Source organism: Niameybacter massiliensis (genome assembly GCF_001282685.1).
Taxonomy (GTDB): Bacteria; Bacillota; Clostridia; order Lachnospirales; family Cellulosilyticaceae; genus Holtiella; species Holtiella tumoricola.
Genome location: NZ_LN875035.1, coordinates 327,972 through 346,004, shown reverse-complemented (window position 1 = coordinate 346,004; position 18,033 = coordinate 327,972). Strand labels below are relative to the sequence as shown.

The window sequence follows — 18,033 nt, the reverse complement described above, 5'->3', positions numbered from 1 at the left end:
TTTCGCATTTACAAAGTCTTAAACACACGTTATCAAAGGTTTATGATACGCCTCATGCCACAGTCATGTCAATTACTAGCTTGTTAGCAAACAAAAGTTAGCTGACAAGGAAGAAGTCATTCTTGTGTACTGCAGAAGTGGTCGTAGAAGTGAAGCAGCAGCGAACTAGCAATAGGCATTTAAGTAGGTCCTTTATAATGGGATATTCTTGAAGTGTGCTTAAATTGTCTAGTACCTGTTACCTTAGTGGAAGAGTAGCTTCCACTTGCTAATGGTATGTGGAATCTGTCGTGAAATTAGTAAAATAATATGAAAATAGCTTCTATGGATAAATATATTTATTGGGAAAAAGGGGAATAATGAGGGGGTTCAAGTAGTAGTAGCAGAAAGAAAGAAGGCCTATTAAAATGTTAAAGATAATTGGCATAATAGTTATATTAGTTATTGGATTTATTGTATTGTCCTTGTGGGTATTTAATAGGGATGTAGAGGCAAGAATGAAAAATAGAACAGAGTTACAATCAATAGAGGTTCAGGCACATACCATTGAAGGGATAGAGGTAACCAATAGTCTATTTAAGGACAAAGCATTTACCATGGTAAATATATGGGCCACTTATTGTCCCTCTTGCATAAAGGAATTATCTAATTTACAAGAAATCTATGAAGAAGAACAGATTCATAACATGGGGATGCTGGGCATCGTACTAGATGTTAAAGATGAATGTCACAAAGATAAGGAAATAGATCAAGTAAGAAAAATCTTAAAGGATAACAACGTAACATTTCCTAACATATTAGCCGATTATGACTTTAGGGCCTCGATATCGGATAAAGTATTTAATATCCCAACAACAGTATTTGTAAATAGTGAAGGTGAAGTAATAAGTGAAATGATAGAATCAGCTTATACCAAAGAACAATATAAACAATTTATAAAACAAATAGTAGAAAATGAGTGTCTATTTAATATAGAAAAATCAAATGGGAATATGCGTTGTGGTATAGATGGAAAAGGGTGCTATAAAAATTAATGAAGTGTTTTAGATCAAGGTTTAAAGGTGTTTAAAATCCCTTTAGGCTTTTTCACTGACTCTTAGGCCTATAATGTATAGACCTAAGGAGTAATAGGTGTGCATATATATAAACCTCTTGTAAAACCAAACCGAATGTAGGAGGGAACAAAGATGTCAAATCAGAGTAACCAAAACATTCAAAGTTCTGAGGCTTACGCAGGAAATTTATCAGAGGGCGAGCCAATTAACACGTAAGTCACATAGGACTTAGGTCGTATCCGACGGCAAAGGTTTTATAACAGATAAAGACCTACTTATTTGTCTAGCAATAGGCAACTAAGTAGGTCTTTTGTTATGCAAAAATCCTCCTACAAAACTCAGGCACAGATAATAAAAGATTATCTGTGCCTGAGTTCAATACATTAAAAAAGCTATTTGATATCAAATCGGTCTGCATTCATCACTTTATTCCACGCATTTATAAAATCTTGTAAAAATTTCTTTTCATTGCCGTTAGAAGCATAAACTTCTGAAATGGCTCTAAGTTGTGAATTGGAGCCGAAGATAAGATCAGCTTCTGTAGCTGTCCACAAAGGCTTTCCTGTGGTTCTGTCATAGCCTACATAAAGATTGCTGTTATTTATGGATGGTTTCCAAATCGTATTCATATCGAGTAGGTTAACGAAAAAGTCGTTTGTTAGAGCTGTTTTTCTATGAGTAAAAACGCCTGCTTGGTTGCCGTTATAATTCACATCTAATACACGTAGCCCTCCTAATAAGGCAGTCATTTCAGGTGCGGTAAGGGTTAGTAATTGTGCTTTGTCGATAAGCATGTAAGAGATACAGTCTTTATACGATTCTTGGGCATAATTTCTAAAACCATCTACTTTAGGCTCTAATACAGCAAATGAAGCACTATCTGTTTGATCTTGTGAGGCATCGGTGCGGCCTGGAGTAAATGGAACCTCCATCGTGTAACCAGCCTGTTTAAGCGCTTTTTCTATACCAACAGCGCCACCTAATACAATTAAATCTGCCATCGAAACCTTTCTATACTTACTAAAATGATTAAAACGTGATTGAATAGCTTCTAATTGTTTTAATACAGGTAAAAGCTCATCAGGTTCATTTACTTCCCATCCAATCTGGGGATGAAGGCGTAATCTGGCACCGTTTGCTCCACCACGTCTATCTGATCCTCTAAAGGTAGAAGCAGATGCCCAAGCTGTTTTTACGAGTTGAGGAATGGTTAATTCTGAATGCATAATCATTTTTTTGAGTTGAGCGATATCTTTTTGGTTAATCATAGGATAAGTAGGACTTGGAAGAGGGTCTTGCCAAATAAATTGTTCTTTGGGGACTTCTGGTCCGAGATATCTAGAAACAGGCCCCATATCACGATGGGTTAATTTAAACCATGCACGTGCAAATTGGTCTTGGAATTGTTTGGGGTTGTTTAGAAAGTTTCTCGCAATAGATTCATAAATAGGGTCCGCACGAAGTGCCAAATCAGCAGTAGTCATCATCGGACGATGTTTCTTTGTCGGATCATGTGCATCTTCCACCATATCATCAGGCTCAACATCCTTAGCCAACCACTGATAAGCACCAGCAGGGCTTTTTACAAGCTCCCATTCATATTTAAATAAAGTTGTTAAATAGCCCATATCCCATTTGATAGGATGGGGCTTCCAAGCACCTTCAATGCCACTCGTAATGGTGTCATCAGCATTTCCGGTACCAAAGCTATTTTTCCAGCCAAGTCCCTGCTCCTCAATAGGTGCTGCTTCAGGTGGTGGCCCAAGAAAAGTTGCTGGTGCAGCACCATGAGCTTTACCAAATGTATGCCCTCCGGCAATGAGTGCAACCGTTTCTTCATCATTCATTGCCATATTTGAAAATGTAGCACGGACATCTTCAGCAGACTTGAGGGGGTCGGGTACGCCATTATGTCCTTCAGGATTCACATAAATAAGCCCCATCTGAACAGCAGCAAGAGGATTTTCTAGCTGTCCCGGTGCAGGCTTCATGTCAGCATTTGCACCAGATTTTTCAGTTCCCCAGTAAACGTCTATTTGAGGCTCCCACACATCTTCTCGTCCACCAGCAAATCCCAAGGTTTTAAATCCCATAGATTCTAGTGCACTGTTACCAGCTAAAATCATTAAATCTGCCCAAGAGATACGATTACCGTACTTTTGCTTGATAGGCCATAGGAGTCTACGTGCTTTATCAAGATTGGCATTATCGGGCCAACTATCTAGAGGAGAAAAACGTTGAGTGCCTCTACTTGACCCACCTCTACCATCACTTACACGATAGGTCCCGGCACTATGCCAAGCCATACGGATTAAAAATGGTGCGTAGCTGCCATAATCCGCTGGCCACCAATCTTGTGAAGTAGTGATTAAATGGTATAGATCTTCCTTTACTTTATTAAGAGGTAATCGATTAAATGCTTCAGCATAATTAAAGTCTGGGCTCATAGGATTGCTTAAAGATGAATTTTCACTCAGGATATTTAAATTTAGCTGTTCAGATGGGCAGTCATTGTGAGTATCCCTACTAGGGATATTCGGGGCATTTGGATTTCTAGTAGATGGCTTTCTAGATGGATTCATAGCTTATCCTCCCTACCTAAATATAGATGTTTAAAAAGATATATAGATAAAATATACTATACAGTTACCTAAATCATTCATCTTTAAGAGAAAATAATTAAAAAGGACTAAATACTAGAGCGTGTGAAGTAAAGACCAATGAAGAAACTTTTAAAATGTTATGAAGAGATAATCTTTTTGGAGCCTTAATAATTGGGATTATCCCAGGGTGAGCTAATTAACACGTAAGTCGCATAGGACTTAGGTCGTATGCGACGGTAAAGGTTTTATAACAGATAAAGACCTACTTATTTGTCTAGCAAGAGGCATTTAAGTAGGTCTTTATCTGTTATATTTTAGACATGTAATCTTCTCTTTAATTCATTATACATATTGCGCCCTTCAAAGACGATCAAAGCTGTAACAGACACAAGACTTACAATGATACAAATCATAGAAGGAAGATCTGTTTGTACAATGTCTGAGCCAATAAAGATGATGGGAATAATCCCAAACAGGGCATCTAGCAAGAGATAAATCATATAATCTCCTGTTTCTAGCTTTAAAATCTTCGATAAGCTATACATAACAATCATGGCGCCTGTAAAGATAATAGGTAAGACATACGTAATGGACCAGCCATACCAACCTATACGGTAGTCCACAAAGATGGTAAAGAGAAGGATGATGAGAATTTGATATAATAGGTATTTCAAGATGTTACGATGCTTGATGATGGCAACGACCACACTTAACCAGACACATCCCAGGGTTCCAACCACTAGAATGGACCACCAACCTTCTCGTGGTTGAAGGAAATTTAATGTTATAGAAAGAATAGAGACTGCCAAAGAGAAAAAGGTTAGTACTTTAAAAAGAAGAGAGTACCTATCCTTAGTGGGTGGTAAAACTGGAAAAATCTCATCATCTTTAATCTCTGTTAGGACTAATTTGTTTTGGCATAAAGGGCAGTAGGTAGCGGTTCCTACTACATTTGCCTTGCACTTTTCACAATACTTCATAGATTATCACCCTTCTTGATCCTTTGCTTCATTTCCTATATTGGTGGCTATTGTAACGTCAATGCCCATAGCAATCAGTTCTCTAAAAAAGTTTTTTTGTACTTCTGTACTTATAAAAGGAGAAGTAAAGCTCATAGAGAGTTTGTCCTTGTAGGAGCATACACAAACTTGTATATTGTTCGTACTGACGCATACATCGAAGGAATCAATATAGTCTTCTACCTCTTTCGGCATACGTACCTGGCCAATATTAGAAAGGACACTTGTAATTTCTTTATTCGTTAAACGATGGGCAATACGTAACGTAGGTTTTTTTAGGAATAATGGAACAACCCGTGTTGCATAATTACGTTCTAGGGAAACGAGTTTGTTCAGTCTTGCTTGAAGATGTTTGGTCGTTAATTCCTGTTTAAACATCTCATTTAAATGCTGGATGACTTGGGCTAGACTCATTTCGTCATCTTTAAAAGAATGTGAGATATTAATAACACTAAAGAAGTTTCTAGCTGAAGCAGATTGGAAATAAGTACGTAGATTGACAGGGACTGAAAGTACAATAGGGTATTTCCTATCTCTTATGGACATTTCTTTTCCTATGGCACAAATAAGGATACTACATAAGAAGATGGTTAGTGTGGTGTTATACTTGTGAGCTTCTCTTAAGACATCTTTAACAGAAGCTGACCCATTAATCACTTGTAGTTTATAGCCTTCATGCTTTTCCCCATGTATTTTGTAAGCTTTTTTGATGGGTTTCTTTTTTAGGATTTCTCCTGTATCAAAATATTTTTTAAAGCTATCCGCTTCTCTTTGAGTCTGTGAAGCATCGTAATCAATGCTAGGTAAATGATCAGCAAAATCTTCCTGGTGTTGTAAAACTAGGTAGTGTAGTACCAAAGTACGCAAAAACTGTAAGGCACCAGCACCATCGGTTAAGGCGTGGTAGATTTCTAGATTAATACGATTTTTGTAATAAGTGACTTCAAAAAGAAGTGACTTTATATTTTCATCATAGATAACACTGCAAGGCGGTTTACTTTCAGGTTTGACTTCTGGTTTTAGATGTGTCGTCTCAAAGTAATACCAAAAAAGGCCTTTTCTAATAATAGATGTATAGAGCGGGAAGTCCACAATAGTTTTATCTAAAGCTATTTGTAGCGCATCCGCATTAATTGTCTCTTTTAAACCACATGAAAAGCGAAAGACTTTTGTGTCGTGTCGATTACTATTAGGTGGGAAAATTTTGGCTGCATTATCTAGTCGCTTCCATGATTGGCTTTTAGTACGTTTCATGAGTAATCTCCTATTTTAAAACTATTTATCCAAGTATAAGCTACTATTCACTTATTTTATCGAACTTATCTTTAAAGTTCAATCTGTTTATACAAAACTTTTTCGCTATGTCTAATGGAATAGGAGATTCTTCATATTAAAAAGCGCTAATTTTTTTGTTTAGTAGATAAAAATAAAGTAAGAAACATATTGATTACGATTCCTAAAGCAATCACTAAACTAGCTACAAAAGTAGTAGGGTCATAGGTATGTAATAAGACTAAATCCAGCACCATGCTCGTAAAAATTTGACCGATAAAGGAGAGAATGGTTAAAGGAAGCGCGGCAACTTTAGGGACCAAAAGGTTAAATAAGAGTACTGTAGCAACGCCGAGTACGCCACCAAGATAGATCCAAGGCCCATGTGCAAAAGGGACAAGGCTAGAGAGCTTACTGGTATCTAAGGCTAGAAAGAGTACAATGCATAGAGGAAGCCCTACTAAATGATTGACTAAAGAACTTGGTAAGATGCCAATATGATGCGCTAGCCTAGCATTACAGGTACGAGATGTAACAATAGATAGACCAGCAATAAAGGAAAGAAGCACCGCAAGTAATCCACTTGTGGTAGAGGAATCTAACATCATCATCATACCCAGTAGTGCTAAGCTAAGTCCTATAAGTGTATATTTTTGAAAAGGGTACTTCTTCATGCCAAACAATCCAAAGGAATCAATGAGTAGTGAGGTAAGGGTTTGACCCAGTAAGCCAATCGCGATAATACTGGTTAAACTAATCTTTCCAAAGGCAAAGTTGTTACAAAAAGTGGTCACAACGCCTAAAGCACCTCCTAGATAAAACCAAAGTGGAATCCTTTGATTAAGCTGTAAGTTTTGTTTTGTAAGTTTCATCGTTAGATAAGCAAAGAGTGAACCTACAATATGAATGATGATAGCTGCCATAAACATACCGTAGTAAGCAGTCAATTCACCATTAATGGCTACCATAATAGCAATAATCATTCCCACAAATAAGGATAAAAAAGTATACATTCAATCACCTCCTCGTCGAGTATAACAAAATAAATTGACAATCGAGTATGACAGATGTCACACTGAGATAAATAAGAGGTGATAGGGATGAAAAAAGAAAAAGTTCAGCTTAGACATATAGAAAAATTATTAACTTATGGCATAACCATAGAGGATGAATCTGAGATAAGGTTATTCACCTATAAAAAGGGTGAAGAGGTTTTAAGAGAAGGGTTCCCTATGGCGTATCTATTGGTTGTAGTAGCAGGAAAAGCAAAGGTATATGCCAGTGCTGCTAATGGGCGTGACTTGTTACTGAGCTATTATGTAGCAGATGGTATTGTAGGAGACGTAGAGTTGATGAGCGATCAATATATTGCAAGTACAACTATGATTGCCTTAACCGATTTTGTCTGTATAGCCCTGCCCTTTAAGAGCTGGTCAGAACGACTAAAAACGAATGTTACCTTTCTCAATCACATTGGGCGTGAGCTTGCTGCAAAACTTATCAGATGCTCTAATAAAGGTGTAGCAACTGCACTACATGATGGTGAAAAACGATTGTGTACATATCTTTTACAAGTGACACCTGATGATAGACTAGATGAAACCCTAACCAATGTAGCCAGTGCAATAGGGATGAGCTACAGACATCTATTAAGGATACTAAAAGTATTATGTGAAGAAAAGATACTACAAAAAGAGGGGAAAGGGTATCGGATAATGAATAGGCATGCATTAGAAAGTAAGGGATTTGTAGAATAGAATCACATAAAGCAGGCAAACGACTAACTCAAGTCATTCAAATTCGAATAAGTTTAGTGTACAATAAGGTCAAAACCAAGAATACATAAGAAAGTGATAAAGAGAGAGGACGATAGAAATGAAAAAGCTTATTTTAATGCTGGTCATATTACTCTTTGTATTAACGGGCTGTACAAAACAAAAAAACGTAACTTTTGAGGCACAAATAGAATCTGTGAGTGACCAGAGTATGATGGTAACCACCAGTGGAGACATAGGTTTTGATAAGGCAAGTGTTGGACTGAGCACGGCTAAAATAAAAGGTGATTTAGTAGTAGGGGGGAACGTTACGGTCACAATCCATCCAGAGATTAGAGAAACTTATCCTGTACAAGTAACAGCCATAGAAGTAGAAGTCATGGATGCAGCCTATGAAAAGATATCTGCTCAACAAGCTAAGGAAATGATAGACAAGGGTGAGTATGGTGTGATTCTAGATGTACGTACTCTAGAGGAGTATAATGAAGGCCATATAGAAGGCGCAACCCTATTACCGGATAATGAGATTAAGAATAAGGCAGAAATCACATTATATGACAAGGAAGAAGTCATTCTTGTGTACTGCAGAAGTGGTCGTAGAAGCGAAGCAGCAGCAAAAGTGCTAGTGGAGATGGGTTACACAAAGGTGTATGACTTTGGTGGCATTGTTGACTGGCCCTATGAAGTAGTCAAAGAATAATAAGTAGATATTTTTAAAGTTCTCTTTTGGGGGTATGTTGATTGCCAAGATAAATCACTTCAGATGTTACTTTTTCATTGAGAAGGCGTGCATTAGAAAGTAAGGATTTGTGAAGAATAGAATAACATAAAGAGGGCAAAGTTTGATATAATAGGATTAAATGGAATACTGAGGCATGAGGCCTTTTTTAGGCAAATAAGAAACAAAAGGGAGCGTATAATTATGGCAGGAATCAAATATGAAATCAAAGAAACAATAGGTGTTTTAGCAGAGGGTTCAAAAGGATGGAAAAAGGAACTTAACCTAATCTCTTGGAATGACAAAGAACCGAAATATGATATTCGTGAATGGGATCCAGCACATGAGAAAATGGGGAAAGGTGTAACATTTAGTAAAGAAGAGCTTGTACAGCTTAAAGAAATGTTGAATAAGATGGATTTATAGAAAGAGTGGAAGAACATTCAAGAATAAACTTTATAAACGTAGTATTATAGTATAAAATTTGATATACTATAATTAGGAATAGAATGATAGCATACTGAACTTACTACTGACTTGAACAAGCTAAAATGCCAAGTCGGTCGTAAGTTTTTATTATTTTAAGGGGGAATTAAGGATGGGGATATTTGATAAGATGAAAGAACCAATTTTCTTAAAGGAGGGAAGCAGTCTAAGGAGTCAACTTGAAGAGATTAGAGCATTAGAATCCATGTTGAATGCAGAGGGACAAGCACTTCTTAGACAAGATATAAAATGTCTAGAATATGGTTTGTTGGGTGAGCAGAATATTGTATTTGAGCTCAAGCATAGTCATATGCCTATGTATATCTTACAAGACCTATACTTAGAAGATGGTGAACTCAGTGCACAAATCGATTTTTTAATCATTACAAGGAAAATCAATTTTATAGTAGAATGTAAAAACTTGTATGGCGACATAGAGATTAATGCAGCAGGAGACTTTATACGTACAATGGACTTTGGTGGGAAGAAGAAAAAAGAGGGGATTTATTCACCTGTCACCCAAAATCAAAGGCATTTAGAACTACTAAAAAAGCTAAAAAGTGATAGACAGAAAAATATTGTGATGAGAAAATTAGCAGAAAAGTATTTTGAAAGCGTTAACAAATCTATAGTGGTACTGGCAAATCCTAAAACAGTTTTAAACAATAGATATGCCAAAAAAGAAGTTAAAGAACAAGTCATACGCTTAGATCAATTAATAACCTATATAAAAGAAGCCTATAAAGCCTCAAAGGAACCTGAAATCTCAGAGACACAGCTCTTTGAATGTGCAAATTCTTATCTGAGATTTCATCAAGACAAGCTAAAAACGTATACAGGCAAATATGAGCCATACAAAATAGAAAGCAAAGAAGTATGTAGGGATAAGAAAGAAAGGATTCAAGAAGATGATAGTGCTCAAATAAAAGTTTATCAAGCACTTAAGCAATATCGTCTGGAAAAGAGTAGAGAAGAGGGCATTAAGCCCTACTTTATTTACAACAATGCTCAATTAGAGGATCTGATTTGGAAGGCTCCCAAAACATTGGAGGAAATTCAACAAGTGAGTGGCTTTGGTGAAGTGAAAGTAAATAAGTACGGGCAAGATATTTTGAAAATCTTTAAAATGCAAGGATAAAGAGGGGATTAATATTAATTGGGTATATCTTGTCGAAGCTTAGTTGCTTTTTGGGAAATTTCTGATAAACTAGAAGAGAAAAAATTATACTAATATAGAAAGGTGTACATATAACTAAAACTATGAAAAGAAAAGGACTAAATGGAAAGATAGGTCAAGTGGGACCAGATAAGATCGCCAGAGTACTTTATGCTACAGTGATAGGGATCACAGTGCTCTTTTTAATAGGTATATCAATTTCTCAGAATATAGATGTGTATACGGCAAGGCCTAATGCTGACTATGCAGTTATGCAAGAGACCGAAAGTCGTATGGTGATAGATGAAGATACTCCTCTAGGAATGAAGAGGGAGTATAGATGGGTGCAAGGAGCCATTTCACCAAGTGAAAATTACTTGGCATTTTATGTCGTCCATCAATATGTAGAAGTTTATTTTGATGGAGAGTTGATGTATCATCTGAAGTTAAGAGACGATAATAAAGTAGGGAAAACAACAGCAAGTAACTGGATTATGATACCGCTTTATCCAGAGGATGAGGGAAAAGAAATATGTGTAAAGATTACGCCGGCTTATGAGGTTGTTCGCAATAGACCGGTAAACTTTTATGTAGGCTCTAAATTTAGGATATATTTTGACCAGTTGAAAAATGATCTCCCACAGATTATATTAAGTCTGCTTGCAATAGGAATAGGAAGTGTTTTTATTATTATTTCCATGTTTCATAAATATAGAGGAAAAGAGAATGCAAACTTGACTTATTTAGGTATCTTTTCTTTTGCTATAGGACTTTGGAAGCTGACAGATATACGTTTTGCCTCACTAATGTTTCCTCAAAATCCTCTAGCGTTATCTTATATTTCTATAAGCATGCTCGTGGTGGGTGTGGCACCGTGGATGCTAAGTATCAAAAAGCAATTTTTAAAGAAATCTTATAGTTTATTAGAATGGATTAGTGTACTTGCATGCACAACGGCACTGATTATTATGATACTACAAATGGCAAATATTGCAGATTTACGAGAAACGCTGTGGATTACTCATATAGTCGTTGGGGTGATTGTCGTAACCATTGTGGGAGCGGCTATCTATGAAGGGAAAAGAGTACGCATAACTAAAAAAGCAAAAATACTCTATGCATGTCTTTTACTATGTGCAGTAGGTGCAATTCTAGATCTGTTAGTTTATTATATTCAGGGGAATTCCTCTGGCATTTTATGTGCGCTTATAGCAGTTTTGATTTATATTATTACTATGGGTTATATCTCTATTAATGAAATCAATCAAAAAGCTAATATAGATATGCATACAGGGCTATTTAATAAAAGTCGTTGTAATGAGATACTAGAAGAAAATGAAGTGATACAAGGGCCACTTGGAATTATTATGTTTGACTTGAATGGACTCAAGCAAGCCAATGATCTATTGGGACACGAAACAGGTGATCTATTAATTGCAGAATTTGCTCATATTGTAAGAAGCAATATAGCCAGTCGGAATTTTGTAGGCCGGTATGGTGGAGATGAATTTATTGCTGTTATCAAAGAGGAAAATAAGCAATCTATAGATCAAGCCTTACATGATATTGCACAAGCTGTAGCAAAATATAATGAAAAAGATTCTAGAATAGCTATAAGTTATGCAAGTGGATATGCCTTAGATAGAGATTATCCAGGATGTACACTGCGAGAGCTATTAAAAAAGGCTGATGATAATATGTACAAAGATAAAAAGGTAGCTCATGATACCATGAGTTGATAGAGATAGACAAAAAACGTATAGCGCTAGAGATTTGATCTAGCGCTATACGTTTTTTTGTTGTAGTTCAAGATATTATGCGGCTTCATTGGATTCTAAAAAAGATATAGAAGCATATAAGCAACGTCGTTTATCAGTGAGTCATACTACTCTTATAAAAATTAATTGTCAAGAGAGAAATATAAAGAATGATTAATCCTTGATTATCTATATTATTTTAAAATAAAAAGAAATTTTTAAGGCGGATTGACTAGGGGGCAACACCCTGGTGTATGATGGTGTTTAATGTGTAAAATATAGAAAGAATAGAAAAGGAGTGCAGATACTTGAATATAAAATATATTATATCCAAAACAGTAACATTTATTGGAATCGTCGTCCTTATCATGCTCTTTAATGGCATATTTGGAGATGAAAATTTATTAATTGGTGTCATGTCTGTTGCGTTAATGTTGATGCTTTTAGAAAGAGACTTGACCGTACATCCTGTTAAACATACTTTACAATTAGTAGGACTTAATTTGGTAATAGGAATCGCTGCATTTGTTGCTACAAGTAATTTATGGTTAGCCATACCAATTAACTTGGTATTAATTTTTATACTAGGGCATTCATTACTCTATGATTTGAGAAAACCAATATATATGCCTTTTATATTACAGTATTTATTCATTTTATTTACACCTATCACCCTTAGTCAATTACCAAACAGGTTACTTGCTCTTGTTGTAGGTGCATTAGCCATTATGTTTGTACAGATACTTGTTAATAAAAATAAATTATCTCAATCAGGAGATAAACTTGTAGAGCAAGTTATTCAAATACTTATGAAGAAAATCGAAGATATGAGAATAGGGATATCAGATAGCAAAAACGAAATCTCAGGGTTATTGCGAGAGCTTAGAAAAATGATATCTGATAGAAGGAAAGATGAACTGCATCTGACAGAAGAAGCAAGAATTAAGCTTAGTTTATCTGTTGCCTTAGAAAAAATAGCTCTTAGTTTAGAAAAGATGGATTATATAGATTTACAAAAAGAATGTGTAGAAGATGTCTATCAGTTTTTAGATTTAGCAAAAGATGTCTTTAAAGATAAAACTAAAATAGAACAAATCAATCATTTGGGTAAAAACTTAGTAAGTAAATATGATAAAGAAAAAGTATCTGATCAGGTTGTAGTAGAGATGGGCTATAACATAGCCTTTTTAAATGACTCGTTACAAGAACTGCATATGTTAGACAAAGATAAATATAACTTGGTCAAGAATGTGGAAGAGGTTTCTACAAGATACCAGTGCTTATTTAACAAAAAATATATCAAGATAGATACAGTCAAGTTTTCATTTGCTATACGTTTAGCTATTGGAATTACACTCACAACCTTTATTAGTCAGTATTTTAATTTAGCACAAGGTAAATGGATGGTATTTACTATACTTGCACTAGTTGTTCCTATTTATGAAGTGTCTAAACAAAAATCTAAAGATAGAGTCATTGCAACAATTACAGGATGTATTTTGGCACTTATTATATTTAGCATTTTTACAGATACTTTAACCAAAGCTGTACTCCTATTACTTATAGGATATATTAATATGTACTTTACACGCTATAGATATACAAGTATTTTTTTCACCACCCTAGCCATTGGTGGCGCATCTTTAACAGGTGAAATACAGGTGCTTACTATTAATAGGATCTTCTTTGTTATAATAGGTTTAATAATCGCAACACTTATTAATAAGTTGATTTTACATTATAATCTAGAAGATAATAACAACTACCTTATTAATATGTATCAAGCTACAATTAATGAAATGAAAAAAGAAGCACAAGCCCTAATGGAAGGGAAAGCAAGTAAGTATAGTATTAAAAATCTATTAATTATCACTTCAATGATTGAAGATAAACTTCTAATGAATAATCAAATCTTGGAAGATAAGCAAATAGAAGTTAAATTAGATGAATCTAGAGCATTAATAAGCAATCTTTATCATTTTTATATATGCAAAAGTCAAGCAGAGCTTTACTAATAACTATCCAGCAAACTCAAGGAAGGAATGCTTAGAACTAGGATGGGGAAAGCAGATGTTAAAGGGAGGGATAGTAAATGATTTTAGATAGAGAGGAATACTTTTTTAAGCCGCGATATAAAATAGGAGAGGTTTGCAAGGCTTTAGGTACGACTAAAGATGCTTTAAGATATTATGAAAGTAGTGGCATTATAGTGCCCAAAAGAAATGAACATAATGGTTATAAATATTATTCTATTGCTGATCTTGAAATATTAAATGTTACTTTATTTTTACGAGCAATAGAGGTACCTATTCAAGAAATTCCAAGATTTCTACAATGCAAAGATATGGATTCTTATGGGGAACTTTTAGATGAACAAATTGAGAAAGTAACACAAAGAATTAATTATTGGACATATATAAAAACGCTCCTTAGTTATTTCCAAAAAGCATTAGAGAATTATAAACAGAATCCTAATTCAATCACACTTGTTAAAGATGTTAAATTCAAATTTCATAAAGGGGAATTTGATTATGAAAAGGGTGATATAACAAAAATGGCAGCATCTAAAAATGCGCCTACGGGAACTTATCATATTTCCAAACTAAAAATAGTAGGGAAGAATTGGATTTTAACAAATAGAGAAGATGTATCAGATCTAATTATAGGTCATTTATGTAATGAAAATGATGCCATGGAAGAGGGGTCTATATGTATATTACCTCAAGCACTCCTTATAACCACTTTAGAATCATTGGATAAGGTACCAGAGATTGTTAAAAATATATGGGAAAAATATGAAAACCAGTATGATTTTGAGGATAAAGTCTATTTTGTAGAACATGCATTTTTTAATGTATTTAATCAAGGTGAATTATTAAGAAACATTTATTTACCTATAGTTCAAACGAAACGGTCATAGAGGGATTCATTTAGTTACCCTATACATGTCAATTTAAATATAACTTATAAAGGACCTTCTATTGAATATATCTCAGGATATATACAGTAGAAGGTCCTTATTGTATGGTACAAACTATAAGAAGATAGATGATCGAAAATTACATAATATAATAAGGAAGGTTTAGGACATAGACCAAGTATATAAGTCAGAAAGATTATATAAACAGGGTGAATTTATGAGATTCTTTTACTTGTAACTCGATGATTTCAGCTAATGTATCAGGAAGAATATCTTTCCCATTTTTAATCCACTCGGTTAAAATACTCATACAATTTGCTATACGCATTTCAATAAAATAATTGAGATGGGTACAAATAATTTCATTTTCTTTAATCGTAGAAGATTGAATGAAAAAATCAACTTCTGCAGCTAAGCATTCCTTAATGATGTTTTCACGATGGGCTTTTACAAGGAGCTCTATAATCTCTGAATGCTCATACCAGTATTGGAGAAAAGGCTTAAGAAAAGTTCTACTCTCCAAAGGGTTTAAAAGATAGTAATCAATACAGTAAGCGCGGAAATGGCTAAAAGCATCTAGACATCGGAGCCTTAAAACATCGTCTATGGAATCAAAGTTTCGATAAAAGGTGGTTCTACCAATATTAGCTGTATTAACAATTTCAGTAATCGTAATTTGTGAGTAGTCTTTTTCAGTCATAAGCTGTTTTAAGGCTTCATAAATCCAATCACTAGACTGGATAGACCGTTTATCTCTCTTTTTCTGATACATATTATATCCTCCTGTACCACAAGTCTTTAAAGTATTGATTGCAGCTATTTTAAATTATATAATACAGTCAAATTAGGAACAAGTGTAACGAAAAATAGGTATGAAGGGAAGAAATTAAATGGATATTTTATCACTGGTAATGATTGTATTTATTCTATTAGAAACATCCAATATAATCATTTTATATTTCAAGCCAGACTCAAAACTCGGTAATGGAGTTGCTGTATTTAATGGATGGGAGGAATCTAAAAAGGATAAAGATATACATGAGTTTGTTAAATATTTAGTCTATTGGGTAGCAGGGACAAAGCTAATCTTTATTGTGTTACTTCTTGTCATATTATTTACGGGAAGTTCACTCACCAAGATACTGAGTGTAGTGGCTCTAATACTATCTATTGGTTCATTTTATTGGAAACTCTATCCCATTATTAGGGGGTTAGACAAAAAGGGGAAAATAACACCATATGGTTATTCTAAGAAGCTCAGCTTGATGATAGCTGGATTTATGATCATGTTTAGTTTAGCAATGATCATATATCTTATTTAAAAGAAGTACCTAATAAATGAATATTATAAGGAGAATATATGATAAAAACCAAATCTAGAAAAACAAAATATATAATAACGATTTTAATCATTTTAGTAATGGGTATTTTACTATCAATAGGAGGCTTTTTAATCTACGCATCAGATTATTATCCAGCTGATGAAATCGCTATTCAAATCATGCAGCAGCAAGACCGAGTTGAAATTTATGAGAATCTAACCATTGTATCACCACCAGAAAAAAGTGATGTGGGATTTATTTTCTATCCAGGTGCAAAAGTAGAGAATATAGCCTATTTGCCACTATTAGAGAAATTAACTGAAAATGGAATCACTTGTGTTTTAGTTAAAATGCCTCTTAATATGGCAATATTTGATGCAGATGCTGCTGAAGAAGTATTTGATAAGCTACCAGAAATCAAAAACTGGTATATAGGTGGTCATTCTATGGGTGGCGCAATGGCAAGTGATTATGCTTCAAAAAATAGAGATAAAGTTAAAGGGTTGGTATTACTGGGGGCTTATATTTATGGGGATTACCCACCAGATCAAACCCTTACAATCTATGGTACATATAACTCAGATTTAGAAAAATATATAGATTATACAGAAAACATCGTAGAAATTGAAGGGGGAAACCATGCACAATTTGGAAATTACGGACAGCAAAAAGGCGACCCTGTAGCAACCATAACAAGTGAAGAACAACAAGATATTGCAGTAGAAGCCATTATAGAATTTATGAATGCTAGATAAAAAACTACTTATTTACCTGATCATGGGTAAATAAGTAGTTTTTTGTGTTTTTTAGAATAGTAAAGAGATGTTGCGCTAAAGCTATTTATAACACGAATAACTGTATGATTAGAGGAGTTCTATAAATTATGTTTAAGCCAGAACGCATTATTTTTGAAAAAGGTGTTTTAGAGTATGAAAGAGCGAACAAGATTAAAGATTATTTTCAAAGTAATCCTAAAATAGAGATTTTAGAAATGAGCAATAACAAAATTAAATCTTATATTCCTGGAGATACGCTACATGAACAATATCGAAGTGGTAAAAAGACTTTGGTAGTAGGTGTAAAGAAGAGTCTTAAATTTCAAACTTGTAAACCTTCTGCCCACTATCAATTACCCTTGGTATCAGGATGTATGGGGCAGTGTGAATATTGTTATTTGAATACACAATTAGGAGATAAACCCTTTATAAAAGTTCATGTCAATATAGAAGAAATTTTGGAGCAAGCTAAGAAGTATACGGTAGAGCGTTTACCCGAGATAACTATTTTTGAAGGGTCCGCCACCTCAGATCCTATTCCTGTGGAACCCTATACAGGCGCCTTAGCAGAGTGCATAAAGTATTTTGGTGAGCAGGAGCATAACAGATTTCGGTTTGTAACCAAGTATACAGATGTAGATAGCCTTTGCAATTTAGAGCATCATGGACATACAGAAGTAAGGTTTAGTATTAATACGGATACCATTATTAAGGGATATGAACATTTTACTGCCTCATGGGATAAGCGCATAGAGGCAAGTATCAAAATGATGGCATCAGGGTATCCTGTAGGTTTTTTAATAGCCCCTGTTTTTATTTATCCTAACTGGCAAGAAGAGTATAGAGAAGTATTACACACTTTAAAAGAAAAATTGCCTAATACATTAGACTATCCCATTACCTTTGAAATTATTTCTCATCGTTATACGACAACAGCTAAAAATCGTATTTTGGAGATATTCCCTGAAACGACTCTTCCTATGAATGATGAAGAAAGAAAATTTAAATATGGGCAATTTGGATATGGAAAATGGATTTATCCTAAAGATGAAATGAAGATGATCCAGGAATTTTTCAATGAGGAGATTGGGCATATTTTTAAAGAGGGTCAAATTAAATATATTATATAGTAGCATAACCCTTTTCGTTCCTCGAATAGAATAGAAGTAATTAT

At 34.5% G+C, this 18,033-nt stretch carries 16 protein-coding genes; 11 read left to right on the top strand and 5 right to left on the bottom strand.

Annotated features, from left to right (window positions below; translation table 11 throughout):
- Window positions 1-407: 407 nt before the first annotated feature.
- The gene (locus BN2390_RS07170; RefSeq protein ID WP_053983675.1) at window positions 408-1,034 is read left to right on the top strand and encodes a TlpA family protein disulfide reductase; all 627 of its coding nucleotides are present in this window, start codon (window positions 408-410) and stop codon (window positions 1,032-1,034) included.
- A 413-nt stretch (window positions 1,035-1,447) separates the two neighbouring features.
- On the opposite strand, the gene katG is transcribed toward BN2390_RS07170, so the two are convergent.
- The 4 genes from katG to BN2390_RS07150 all read right to left on the bottom strand — a co-directional run bounded on the left by katG (window position 1,448) and on the right by BN2390_RS07150 (window position 6,962).
- Complete coding sequence (gene katG, locus BN2390_RS07165; RefSeq protein ID WP_053983674.1) at window positions 1,448-3,637, bottom strand: catalase/peroxidase HPI; 2,190 nt, start codon at window positions 3,635-3,637, stop codon at window positions 1,448-1,450.
- A gap of 335 nt (window positions 3,638-3,972) precedes the next feature.
- On the bottom strand, window positions 3,973-4,638 hold the full coding sequence (locus tag BN2390_RS07160; protein ID WP_053983673.1) for a DUF6320 domain-containing protein: 666 nt from the start codon (window positions 4,636-4,638) through the stop codon (window positions 3,973-3,975).
- 6 nt (window positions 4,639-4,644) lie between these two features.
- Complete coding sequence (locus tag BN2390_RS07155; RefSeq protein WP_053983672.1) at window positions 4,645-5,931, bottom strand: hypothetical protein; 1,287 nt, start codon at window positions 5,929-5,931, stop codon at window positions 4,645-4,647.
- 146 nt (window positions 5,932-6,077) lie between these two features.
- The gene (locus tag BN2390_RS07150) at window positions 6,078-6,962 is read right to left on the bottom strand and encodes a DMT family transporter (protein WP_053983671.1); all 885 of its coding nucleotides are present in this window, start codon (window positions 6,960-6,962) and stop codon (window positions 6,078-6,080) included.
- Between the two features lie 87 nt (window positions 6,963-7,049).
- On the opposite strand from BN2390_RS07150, the gene BN2390_RS07145 reads away from it, so the two are divergent.
- From BN2390_RS07145 to BN2390_RS07115, 7 genes are all read left to right on the top strand, one after another.
- Window positions 7,050-7,706: a cyclic nucleotide-binding domain-containing protein gene (locus tag BN2390_RS07145; RefSeq protein WP_053983670.1), complete on the top strand. Its 657-nt coding sequence runs from the start codon at window positions 7,050-7,052 to the stop codon at window positions 7,704-7,706.
- A 118-nt stretch (window positions 7,707-7,824) separates the two neighbouring features.
- The gene (locus tag BN2390_RS07140; protein ID WP_154668793.1) at window positions 7,825-8,424 is read left to right on the top strand and encodes a rhodanese-like domain-containing protein; all 600 of its coding nucleotides are present in this window, start codon (window positions 7,825-7,827) and stop codon (window positions 8,422-8,424) included.
- Window positions 8,425-8,646: 222 nt separating this feature from the next.
- Window positions 8,647-8,868, top strand: coding sequence for a YdbC family protein (locus BN2390_RS07135; protein WP_053983669.1), 222 nt, complete (start codon window positions 8,647-8,649; stop codon window positions 8,866-8,868).
- A 172-nt stretch (window positions 8,869-9,040) separates the two neighbouring features.
- Window positions 9,041-10,066, top strand: a complete 1,026-nt coding sequence (locus BN2390_RS07130; RefSeq protein ID WP_053983668.1) for an HRDC domain-containing protein — start codon at window positions 9,041-9,043, stop codon at window positions 10,064-10,066.
- A 122-nt stretch (window positions 10,067-10,188) separates the two neighbouring features.
- Window positions 10,189-11,823, top strand: a complete 1,635-nt coding sequence (locus BN2390_RS07125) for a GGDEF domain-containing protein (protein WP_053983667.1) — start codon at window positions 10,189-10,191, stop codon at window positions 11,821-11,823.
- A 326-nt stretch (window positions 11,824-12,149) separates the two neighbouring features.
- A complete protein-coding gene (locus BN2390_RS07120; RefSeq protein WP_053983666.1) occupies window positions 12,150-13,856 on the top strand; it encodes an FUSC family protein in 1,707 nt (568 codons plus the stop codon).
- Window positions 13,857-13,933: 77 nt separating this feature from the next.
- Entirely contained in the window at window positions 13,934-14,761 is an 828-nt protein-coding gene (locus tag BN2390_RS07115; RefSeq protein WP_053983665.1) for a MerR family transcriptional regulator, read from the top strand.
- Between the two features lie 196 nt (window positions 14,762-14,957).
- On the opposite strand, the gene BN2390_RS07110 is transcribed toward BN2390_RS07115, so the two are convergent.
- Window positions 14,958-15,533, bottom strand: a complete 576-nt coding sequence (locus BN2390_RS07110) for a TetR/AcrR family transcriptional regulator (protein WP_053983664.1) — start codon at window positions 15,531-15,533, stop codon at window positions 14,958-14,960.
- A gap of 118 nt (window positions 15,534-15,651) precedes the next feature.
- Here BN2390_RS07110 and BN2390_RS07105 point away from each other — a divergent pair, with 118 nt between their 5' ends.
- The 3 genes from BN2390_RS07105 to splB all read left to right on the top strand — a co-directional run bounded on the left by BN2390_RS07105 (window position 15,652) and on the right by splB (window position 17,989).
- Window positions 15,652-16,083, top strand: a complete 432-nt coding sequence (locus BN2390_RS07105; RefSeq protein WP_053983663.1) for a hypothetical protein — start codon at window positions 15,652-15,654, stop codon at window positions 16,081-16,083.
- A gap of 38 nt (window positions 16,084-16,121) precedes the next feature.
- Window positions 16,122-16,838, top strand: a complete 717-nt coding sequence (locus BN2390_RS07100) for an alpha/beta fold hydrolase (protein ID WP_053983662.1) — start codon at window positions 16,122-16,124, stop codon at window positions 16,836-16,838.
- A gap of 128 nt (window positions 16,839-16,966) precedes the next feature.
- Window positions 16,967-17,989 carry a spore photoproduct lyase gene (splB, locus tag BN2390_RS07095; RefSeq protein WP_053983661.1) on the top strand — a complete coding sequence of 341 codons (1,023 nt, stop codon included), beginning with the start codon at window positions 16,967-16,969 and terminating at the stop codon, window positions 17,987-17,989.
- Window positions 17,990-18,033 lie beyond the last annotated feature (44 nt).

Bases quoted from the DNA above. Each gene is read 5' to 3' on its own strand.
- katG (WP_053983674.1), bottom strand. From the start codon at position 3,637: ATGAATCCATCTAGAAAGCCATCTACTAGAAATCCAAATGCCCCGAAT.
- BN2390_RS07130 (WP_053983668.1), top strand. From the start codon at position 9,041: ATGGGGATATTTGATAAGATGAAAGAACCAATTTTCTTAAAGGAGGGA.
- BN2390_RS07155 (WP_053983672.1), bottom strand. From the start codon at position 5,931: ATGAAACGTACTAAAAGCCAATCATGGAAGCGACTAGATAATGCAGCC.
- BN2390_RS07150 (WP_053983671.1), bottom strand. From the start codon at position 6,962: ATGTATACTTTTTTATCCTTATTTGTGGGAATGATTATTGCTATTATG.
- BN2390_RS07160 (WP_053983673.1), bottom strand. From the start codon at position 4,638: ATGAAGTATTGTGAAAAGTGCAAGGCAAATGTAGTAGGAACCGCTACC.
- BN2390_RS07140 (WP_154668793.1), top strand. From the start codon at position 7,825: ATGAAAAAGCTTATTTTAATGCTGGTCATATTACTCTTTGTATTAACG.
- BN2390_RS07125 (WP_053983667.1), top strand. From the start codon at position 10,189: ATGAAAAGAAAAGGACTAAATGGAAAGATAGGTCAAGTGGGACCAGAT.
- BN2390_RS07135 (WP_053983669.1), top strand. From the start codon at position 8,647: ATGGCAGGAATCAAATATGAAATCAAAGAAACAATAGGTGTTTTAGCA.
- BN2390_RS07100 (WP_053983662.1), top strand. From the start codon at position 16,122: ATGATAAAAACCAAATCTAGAAAAACAAAATATATAATAACGATTTTA.
- splB (WP_053983661.1), top strand. From the start codon at position 16,967: ATGTTTAAGCCAGAACGCATTATTTTTGAAAAAGGTGTTTTAGAGTAT.
- BN2390_RS07105 (WP_053983663.1), top strand. From the start codon at position 15,652: ATGGATATTTTATCACTGGTAATGATTGTATTTATTCTATTAGAAACA.
- BN2390_RS07115 (WP_053983665.1), top strand. From the start codon at position 13,934: ATGATTTTAGATAGAGAGGAATACTTTTTTAAGCCGCGATATAAAATA.
- BN2390_RS07145 (WP_053983670.1), top strand. From the start codon at position 7,050: ATGAAAAAAGAAAAAGTTCAGCTTAGACATATAGAAAAATTATTAACT.
- BN2390_RS07110 (WP_053983664.1), bottom strand. From the start codon at position 15,533: ATGTATCAGAAAAAGAGAGATAAACGGTCTATCCAGTCTAGTGATTGG.
- BN2390_RS07170 (WP_053983675.1), top strand. From the start codon at position 408: ATGTTAAAGATAATTGGCATAATAGTTATATTAGTTATTGGATTTATT.